Source organism: Actinomadura sp. 6K520, assembly GCF_004349245.1.
GTDB lineage: Bacteria > Actinomycetota > Actinomycetes > Streptosporangiales > Streptosporangiaceae > Spirillospora.
The window spans coordinates 53548-62371 of sequence record NZ_SMLC01000024.1 but is presented as its reverse complement, the minus strand read 5'-3'; the positions used below and the strand labels follow the sequence as shown (position 1 = coordinate 62371).

The 8824-nt window shown below is 72.4% G+C and carries 8 protein-coding genes and 1 pseudogene; 5 read left to right on the top strand and 4 right to left on the bottom strand.

Features of this window, described 5'->3' with window-relative positions; translation table 11 throughout:
• Positions 1–113 precede the first annotated feature (113 nt).
• A pseudogene (locus E1289_RS39510) lies at positions 114–257 on the top strand (helix-turn-helix domain-containing protein); the annotation flags it as partial.
• Between the two features lie 363 nt (positions 258–620).
• Here E1289_RS39510 and E1289_RS09390 read toward each other — a convergent pair.
• Entirely contained in the window at positions 621–1937 is a 1317-nt protein-coding gene (locus E1289_RS09390; protein WP_207928878.1) for a lysine 2,3-aminomutase, read from the bottom strand.
• Between the two features lie 380 nt (positions 1938–2317).
• Here E1289_RS09390 and E1289_RS09385 point away from each other — a divergent pair, with 380 nt between their 5' ends.
• The 4 genes from E1289_RS09385 to argS all read left to right on the top strand — a co-directional run bounded on the left by E1289_RS09385 (position 2318) and on the right by argS (position 6848).
• Positions 2318–3193 (top strand): alpha/beta hydrolase, encoded by an 876-nt coding sequence (locus E1289_RS09385; RefSeq protein WP_131977505.1) that lies wholly within the window; start codon positions 2318–2320, stop codon positions 3191–3193.
• 94 nt (positions 3194–3287) lie between these two features.
• A complete protein-coding gene (locus E1289_RS09380) occupies positions 3288–3707 on the top strand; it encodes a hypothetical protein (RefSeq protein WP_131977502.1) in 420 nt (139 codons plus the stop codon).
• Between the two features lie 121 nt (positions 3708–3828).
• Entirely contained in the window at positions 3829–5049 is a 1221-nt protein-coding gene (gene plsX / locus E1289_RS09375) for a phosphate acyltransferase PlsX (protein WP_165970398.1), read from the top strand.
• 53 nt (positions 5050–5102) lie between these two features.
• Positions 5103–6848 carry an arginine--tRNA ligase gene (gene argS / locus E1289_RS09370; protein WP_131977498.1) on the top strand — a complete coding sequence of 582 codons (1746 nt, stop codon included), beginning with the start codon at positions 5103–5105 and terminating at the stop codon, positions 6846–6848.
• Positions 6849–6851: 3 nt separating this feature from the next.
• On the opposite strand, the gene E1289_RS09365 is transcribed toward argS, so the two are convergent.
• Genes E1289_RS09365 through E1289_RS09355 form a run of 3 tightly spaced genes read right to left on the bottom strand, consistent with a single transcriptional unit; the run spans position 6852 to position 8810 of the window.
• Complete coding sequence (locus E1289_RS09365; RefSeq protein ID WP_243712715.1) at positions 6852–7775, bottom strand: LLM class flavin-dependent oxidoreductase; 924 nt, start codon at positions 7773–7775, stop codon at positions 6852–6854.
• Positions 7772–8035: a DUF2630 family protein gene (locus E1289_RS09360; protein ID WP_243712714.1), complete on the bottom strand. Its 264-nt coding sequence runs from the start codon at positions 8033–8035 to the stop codon at positions 7772–7774. Before E1289_RS09360 ends, E1289_RS09365 begins: the two co-directional genes overlap by 4 nt.
• Complete coding sequence (locus E1289_RS09355) at positions 8025–8810, bottom strand: hypothetical protein (RefSeq protein WP_131977495.1); 786 nt, start codon at positions 8808–8810, stop codon at positions 8025–8027. The genes E1289_RS09360 and E1289_RS09355 overlap by 11 nt, the downstream gene beginning before the upstream one ends.
• Positions 8811–8824: the final 14 nt, after the last annotated feature.

The following is an 8824-nucleotide window of genomic DNA, read 5'->3' as shown; positions in this document are numbered from 1 at the left end:
CCACGCCCCTGGCGCACGTCCACGGCGCCGGCCTGGCGCTGACCGTCGCCCGCGCCCTCTCCCACGACCCCGCCGACCCGACCCGCCTCGACGAATGGGCCGAGCGGCTGCGCGTGAGCGCCAAGACACTGCAACGCGACTTCGTACGCGAGTTCGGCATGCCCTACACCCAGTGGCGGACCCGCCTCCGCCTGCGCGCCGCCCGCGTCCTCCTGGACTCCCACCCCGTCACCAAGGTCGCCCACAAGGTCGGCTACGCCAGCGCATCGGCCTTCATCACGGCCTTCACCAAGGAATACGGCCAGACGCCCGGCCGTATTAGCCCAGGGGGCAGTGTTGGCCCAGGGGGGCGACCCCCTGGAACCCCCGTTGCGCACGGCGAACCGTTCCCGATCCGCTCCGCGTCTCGTGAAACGGCTGTACTGCCCAAGGGGGCGACCCCCTGGAACCCCCGCTCCGCACGGCGAACCGTTTCCCGATCCGCTGCGCGTCTCGTGAAACGGCCCGCCGTGCGGCGGGTCGTGCGGCCTCCGGTCGCAGAGCGACCTCCGGCCGCACGACCCGTGGCACCGGCTGAGGTCATCTCCAAGACGGGGTATTCACCCCCGCCACGCGCCGTCCTACTTCTGCCAGGGGAAGTGGTCGGCGAAGGCGGGCTTCAGGTCGTCCAGCCAGACCGCGTTGGGGTCGTACTGGGCGTAGAAGGGCTTGCCCACCAGGTCGGCGTCGCGGCACTGGATGAGGTGGAGCGCGAACGCCTTCTCGCCGGCCAGGTCCACGACGCCGTCCACGCAGACCTTGCCCGGGGTGGCGGACATGGACGGGCCGCGGACGGTGCGGGCGAGGCCGGAGACGTTCTTGTAGGCGTCCCGGAATATCGCGTACGCCTCGGCGAGCGGGACGGCGAAGTAGTCCTGCGGGCCCGTGTCGCGCTCGACGAACATGTAGTACGGGATCAGGCCCATCCGGGTCTGGGTGCGCCACATGCTCTCCCAGTCGGCGGCGCGGTCGTTGATCGTCCGGATCAGCGGGGCCTGGGTGCGGATGACCGCGCCGGTGTCGCGGATGCGGCGGCACGCCTCGGCGACCATGAGCGGTTCGAGCTCGCGCGGGTGGGAGAAGTGCGCCATGAACGCCAGGTTCTTGCCCGACGCCACGACCTGCTCGAACATGCGGAGCATGTCGTCGGCGTCCGGGTCGGTGACGAACTTCTGCGGCCAGTAGGCGAGGGACTTGGTGCCGATGCGGATCGATTCGAGCTGGTCGAGTTCGAGCAGCGGCTCGACGTAGCGGCGCAGCACGGTCTCGCCCATGATCATGGCGTCGCCGCCGGTGAACAGCACGCTGGTCACCTCGGGGTGCGAGACGATGTAGTCGCGCAGGGCGGTGACGTCGTCGCCGGCCATCTTGAGGTCGGCCTCGCCGACGAACTGCGCCCAGCGGAAGCAGTACGTGCAGTACGCGTGGCAGGTCTGGCCCTGCTTGGGGAAGTACAGGACGGTCTCGTCGTACTTGTGCTGCATCCCGGGGATCTTGCCGTCGCCGAAGCTCGGAATGTTGAGTTCCATCTGTCCGGCGGGGTGCGGGTTCAGCTTCATCCGCACGCGGTGGGCGGCGGCCTCGATCTCGGCCTTGGGCGCCTCGCGGCGCAGGAGGTCGGACAGGTGCGCGACGTCCTCGGGCGGGAGCATGTCCTCCTGCGGGAACACCAGCCGGTAGATCGGGTCGTCGGGCGCGGCCGACCAGTCGATGAGCTCCTCGATGACGTACGCGTTCGTCCGGAACGGCAGGACCGTGGCCACCGCCCGGGTCGCGAGGCGCTGTGCGGGCGACAGGCCCGCGCGAGCGGTCAGTTCGTCGAGGTGCTTCGCCGTGAAGGCGCGGAACTTGCGACCCGTGGACCGCACTGCTGGCGCCGCGTCGTTCACCAGTGTCACGTGTTGGTACTCCTTGCTGTCAGCGGGGAAGCGCACCCCCCGGGTGCTTCGTCACGGACCGTGAGCCGAAGGTGGTGGGACACCCCCATTCAACCGTTTGGGACGTGTTCCTGCCGAATTGATACCCCCTAGCCCGTCGGAAAAAAGCTGGTCAAGGACGATCCAGACAAATCGCCTGGACATCATCGTTGACTTTTCGCCGGTTGTACAACGACTACGGCACGTCAACTTCTTCGTTCGGTAGCGGGCAAGGTTTCGCAGCGGGCACCGGCATCGGACGCTGCCAGGGGTTTCGCGGGCGCGCCGCCCGGTCACCCGCGGCGGTGGCCTTCGGAAATACTGGGCCCGGCGGGACGGGACCGGGCGGTCGAGGGGGCACGATGGGCGAGATCGTGAACGTGGGGCGCGAGCAGGTGCACGCCGTCGAGTCCGGGCCGGTGGCCGGGATTCCGCTGCTGCTGAGCTCCGGGCTCGGCGGCGCCTGGTTCGACTGGGACCCGACCGCCGCCCTCCTGCGGGAGCGGTACCGGGTGACCGTGTTCGACCGTCCGGGGCTCGGCCTCAGCCCCGCCGGGGTCGCCCGGCCCACGCTGCGCCGCGACGCCGCGATCCTGGAGGCGCTGGCCGAGCGGGCCGGGCGGCCGGTGGTCGTCCTCGCGCACTCGATGGCCGCGTTCCACGCCGAGGCGCTGGCCAGGCTGCGGCCCGACCTCGTGCGGGGGATGGTGCTCGTCGACCCGAGCCACGAGCCCGATGCGCGTGCGGCCGTCCGTCCGGCGGCGGCGCTGACCCCGCTGGCCACGGCGGCCGGTGTCCTGCTCGGCGCGACCCGGCTGGCGCGGGCCGCCGGACCGTTCGGACGGCGGCTGGCCCTCCGGGGGACGAGCCGCCGCGAGGACGCCGTCCCGGCGGACGTCATCCGCGGGGTGTACGGGCGCGGGACGGTCATCGGGACGGTGCTCGCGGAGGAACTCGCCTACCGGGAGACGGCCGCCGACCTGGCGGGGCTGCGCGAGCGGCGGGCGTTCCCGCCCGTCCCGCTCGTGGTCGTGACGGCGCTGGGAGACGTGGCCGGGCCCGGCAGGAAGCGGGAGTGGTCGCGGGGGCACGCGCGGCTCGCCGCGATGAGCCCGCGCGGGCGGCACGTCGTGCTCCGGGACGCCCTCCACATGGTGCCGCTCGACCGCCCCGGCGTGCTCGCCGACGCGGTGGCCGAGGTGTGCGGCGCGGAACTCGCGGAGCGCGAGGGCGCCTGACTCGCGGAGCGGCAACGAATCCGCATACGGAACGAAAAGATCCATCACCCGGTGCATATGCTCTCGCACTCTCGGTGACTACACCTGTGTGGAGATGAGTCAGACGGTCCAGCGGCTGGGCCGTAAGAAGATCCTGATCCTGGGCGCCGCCGCGCTCCTCGTGCTGGCACTGGCGGGCGGCGCCATCGCGTACCTGGCGTTCCGCGGCGAGGAGCTCACGTACCAGACCCAGGCGGCGATGCGGAAGGCGCTGCCGGCGACGGCCGCCGCCGAGCTGCACGAGCGCGGTGTGCGGCTCGCCGGGCCGCTGAAGTGCGAGGACCTGGCGGGCCGGACGAAGGACAAGCTGCGCGTGTCCTGCACCGGTGCGACCTCGGACAAGAAGCCGGTCGCGGTCTTCGGCAGCGCGGAACGGGAGACGGCCGAGAGCCACTACACGATCCTCGTCGCCGGCGAACCGGTGGTGGAGAACGCGCCGTGCCTGGGCGCCGACTGCCACGGCGAGGAGGGCTAGCCGGGAGGGTGACGATCACCACTCCGGCCGGGTGCCGTCAAGCCGGGTGAAATAACGTCCTACGATGCGATGAGCTGCGTTCTTGCGGCGCACCGCGTTCTTTCACCCTTCTGGAGCGGCCATGACCGGCGATGGCGAGCCGCCGCGCCCCGCGACGCCTCGCCGCAGGGCGGCGCCCCGCCCGCTGCCCATCGCGGTGGACACGATGGGCGGCGACCACGCCCCGGCGGAGATCGTCGCCGGGGCGGTGGACGCGGTCCGCGACCACGACGTGCGCCTCGTGCTGGTCGGGCAGGCGTGGCGGATCCGGCGGGAGCTGGACCTGTACGGCATGGTCGGCAAGATCCCGATCGTGCACGCCGACGAGGCCCTCGACATGGGCGAGGGCGCGCTGGCGAGCTGGCGCAAGCCCCGCTCGTCCATCGCGATCGCCTGCCATCTGATCAAGCAGGGCCGGGCGTCGGCGCTGGTGTCGGCGGGCAGCACCGCCGGGGTCGTGGCGACGTCGCGGCTGCGGCTGAAGGGGCAGCAGGGCGTGCTGCGCCCGGCGATCGCGGTGACGCTGCCGACGCGGCCGCGGCCCACGATCCTGCTGGACGCGGGCGCCACCACGGACGTCAAGCCGGAGGGCCTCGTCCAGTTCGCCGCGCTCGGCACCGCCTACGCGCAGATCCTGCTCGGGCTGGAACGCCCGTCCGTCGGGCTCCTCACGATCGGCACCGAACCGGGCAAGGGCAACAAGACGACCAAGCGCGCCCATGAGCTGCTCACCACCGGCAACCACGGCATGGAGTTCGCGGGCAACGTCGAGGGCCACGACCTCCTGACCGGCCGGGTGGACGTCGTCGTCACCGACGGGTTCACCGGCAACGTCGCCCTCAAGACCATGGAGGGCACGATCCGGACGGCCTTCGCGGAGGTCCGCGACGCGATGACGTCCACCCCGGCCGCGCGGATGGGCGCCCTCCTGCAGCGCCGCCGCCTCCAGGACCTCCGCGACCGCCTCGACCCCGACACCTACGGCGGCGGCGTCCTGCTCGGCCTGAACGGGACGGTCGTCATCGCGCACGGCGCGTCCCGGGCCCGCGCCGTCACGTCGGCGTGCGACCTCGCGCACCGGCTCGCCGCCGGGCGGATCGTCGAGCGGATCCGCGAGCAGGTCGCGCTGACCCGCACGTCGCGGTTCGGACGCTGGACGCACGGCGACCGGGACGGCTCCGACCGGCAGCCCGACCGGGCCGCCCAGCCGGACCGGACCCCCGAGGACGTCCCGCGGCTGCCGGAGGCGCGGCCCGCCGGCGACACCGTGCCCGACCGCAAGGAGCCGCCCGCCGCGCCGTAGCCCCGGGCGTAAATCGGGTCCGGTCGACGGCCGCGCGCCGATAACCTTGGCACATGCCCGATCCGCAACTCGTACTCGCCGCCCGGGTCCAGGCCGCGCTCAGCGCCGCCTTCGGACCGTCGTACGCGGACACCGACCCGGTCATCCGGCCGTCGCAGTTCGCCGACCTTCAGGCCAACGTGGCGCTGCCGCTGGCCAAGAAGCTGGGCCGCAAGCCGCGAGAGGTGGCGGAGGAGATCATCGCGAACCTCGACACCGCCGGTGTGGTGGCGGACGTCCAGGTCAGCGGGCCCGGCTTCGTCAACCTGACGCTGAGCGACGCGTGGATCGCCGCGGAGGCGCAGCGGACGCTGGAGGACGAGCGGCTCGCCGTCCCGCCCGCGGACAAGCCGCAGAAGGTCGTGGTCGAGTACTCCTCCCCGAACGTGGCGAAGGAGATGCACGTCGGGCACCTGCGGACCACGATCGTCGGGGACGCGATCGCGCGGATCCTGGCGTTCCTCGGCCACGACGTCGTCCGCGACAACCACGTCGGCGACTGGGGCACCCCGTTCGGCATGCTGATCGAGCACCTGCTCGACCTCGGCGAGGACGCCGCCGCGCGGGACGACTCGTCCGTCCGCGACCTGACCGCGTTCTACCAGGCCGCGCGGGAGAAGTTCGACGGCGACGCGGAGTTCGCCGGCCGGTCCCGCACGCGGGTCGTCAGCCTCCAGGCGGGCGACCCGGAGACGCTGCGGCTGTGGCAGGTCCTCGTGGACGTGTCCAAGCGGTACTTCAACGACGTCTACGGGCGGCTCGGCGTCACGCTCACCGACGACGACATCAAGGGCGAGAGCTTCTACAACGACCTGCTCGCCCCCACCGCCCGGGAGCTGGAGGAGAAGGGCATCGCGGTGATCAGCGACGGGGCGCTGTGCGCGTTCCCGCCCGGCTTCACCGGCCGCGAGGGCGAGCCGCTGCCCGTGATCATCCGCAAGAGCGACGGCGGCTACAACTACTCCACCACCGACCTCGCGACGATCCGGTACCGGGTCGACACCGAGCACGTCGACCGCATGATCTACGTGGTTGGCGCCCCACAGTCGCTGCACTTCCAGATGGTGTTCGCCGTGTCGCGGATGGCCGGCTGGCTGAACGACGAGGTCAGGGCGGAGCACGCCCAGATCGGCAACGTCCTCGGCACCGACGGCAAGATCCTGCGGACCCGCGCGGGCGGCACCGTCAAGCTCTCCGAACTGCTGGACGAGGCCGTCGAGCGGGCCGGCGCCGTGTTCGACGAGATCCAGCACGACGAGCCCTTCGACGACGCGACCCGGGACGTGATCGTCCAGGACGTCGCCATGGGCGCGGTGAAGTACGCCGACCTGTCGGTCGCCCGCGACAGCGAGTACATCTTCGACTTCGACCGGATGATCTCGTTCAACGGCAAGACCGGCCCGTACCTGCAGTACGCGGCGGCGCGGATCCGGTCGATCTTCCGTAAGGGCGGGCTCGCACCGGAGGCCGCGACGGGCCCGATCGTGCTCGGCCACCCCGCCGAGCGGGCGCTGGCGCTGGAACTGCTCGGCTTCGGCGCCGCCCTCAAGCAGGCCGGCGACACCGCCGAGCCGCACCGCCTGGCGAGCTACATCTACGCGGTCGCGGACGCCTACACGACGTTCTACGAGAACTGCCCGGTCCTGAAGGCCCCGGACGACGAGACCAGGGCCTCCCGCCTGGCCCTCTGCGCCGCGACCCTGCGCACCCTGGTGACCGGCCTGTCCCTCCTGGGCGTCCCCACCCCCGAACGCATGTGATGCTCAGCCGGGGGTTCCAGGTGTCCCTTGGGCGGACACGGCTCCGGACCTCTCTTTGGTGATCTGTTCGCGGACGGCCGGGACGATTTCCAGGGCGAACTCCGCGAGCTGCTCCGGGGCGCCGGCGTACAGGAACGTGTCGACGCCGTGGCCGACGGCCAGTTCCGTCAGTTCGTAGACCCACTGGCGGGACGGGCCGTGCAGGAAGCCGCGGCTGCCCTGGCCGTCGATCACGCCTTCCAGGACGTAGCAGCGGCGGATCGCGGCGGGGTCGCGGCCCGCGGCGGCCGCGGCGGCGTCCAGGCGCCGCTGCCCGTCGGCGAGCCGTTTCGGCGGGACGAGCGACGACGGCGCGATCCAGCCGTCGGCGACGCGGCCGGCGAGGTCGATGCCGCGCGGGCCCGTGACGCCGAGCCAGATGCCGATCTGGTGTGCCGGAACGGGGCCGCCCTGCACGACCGTGAAGCGGTAGTGGTCGCCGTGGAGGCGCAGCCCGTTCTGGTCGCTCCAGTGCAGCCGGATGACCTGCACGGCCTCTTCGAGGGCGCGGCGGGCCGCGGCGGCTCCGAGCCGTCCGCCCCCGTACGCCTCGATGCCGTCCCAGGTGGTGCCCGCGCCGAGGCCGAGTTCGACGCGGCCGCCGCTGAGCCGGTCCATCGTCGCGATGGCCTTGGCCAGCACCGCGGGCGGGCGCAGCGGCAGGCACGCCACCGCGGAGAGCACCCGGATGCGGGACGTGCCGGCCAGCACCGCCGCCATCAGCGTCGGCGCGTCCGCGGTGTCGCGGCGGTACGGCTGGTCGCGGACGCCGAGGAGGTCGAGGCCGAACCGGTCGGCGTCCTGCGCGGTGCGGATCAGCGGGGCGGCCATGTCCGGTGCGAGGGACACGCCGAACCGCAGCGGCCCGCGCCGCCTCGCCGGGGTCACTGCAGGTGGCCTTCGACCTCGTCCGGCGGCCGGGCCCGCTCGCCGCCGGGGTCGCCGCCGGCCTCCAGCCGGGCCCGGCGGCGGCGCAGCAGATCCCAGCACTGGTCCAGCGCGACCTCGAGCGCCTCCAGCCGCCGGTGCTCCTCCTCGCGTGCCAGCTCGTCGCGCCGGTAGCGCTCGCGGAGCCGCTGCTCCTCACCGACGTACTCGTCGATGCGCGCCAGGATGTCCGTCTCGTCCATCGACCCGTCAGCGGCCACGGTCGCCGGTTTCGGTGAGCCCGGTGAGGAACCCGCCGTCCGTCCGCGTCGAGTGCTGGAGCGGGCCGGTCTTCGGCTCGACGAGCGAGGACGCCGCCGTCCTCGTCCCGGAGGTGGCGGCCTTCCGCGTGCTGCCGGACGGCTTCGGCTTCGCCGCCGTGGACTTCGACGCGCTCGTGCGGGCCGAGGAGCCGCTGCTCGCGGCCGACGTCCTGCGGGGCGTGCCGGACTTGGCGGCCGTGGTCCTCTTCGCGGTGCTCTTCGTCCCGCCGGTGCTCTTCGCGGTGCTCTTGGTCCCGGAGCTCTTCGATGCGGTGCTCTTGGTGCCCGCGCTCTTGGTGCCCGTGCTCTTGTTACCCGTGCTCTTCGTGCCGGTGCTCCTGCTGGTCGCCGGCCTGGCCGTCGTGGTGATGGCCTTCGCGGCCGAGTCCATCGCCTTCGCGGCGTCGGCCATCGCCTTGGTCGCGCTGGTCATCGCCTTCGTCATCGCCGTCATGGCCTTGGCGGACGAGGACGCCTTGGTCGCCAGCGACTTCATCTGCGTCGCGGCCGTCTTGGCCTCGCTCGCCGCCTTCGTGACGCGGGTCGCGGCCGCCGACGCCGACGCCGACGTCCGGCTGGACGAGGCCGCCTTCTTCGACGTGCCGTTCTTCGCGGCCGTCGAACGGCTCGCCGTGGTCTTCGAGGACGACCTGGCCGCCGACGTCTTCGCCGCCGGTTTCCTCGCCGTCGTGGACTTTTTCGCAGACGCGGTCTTCGCGGTCTTGGTAGCCACTGATCTCCCCCCAG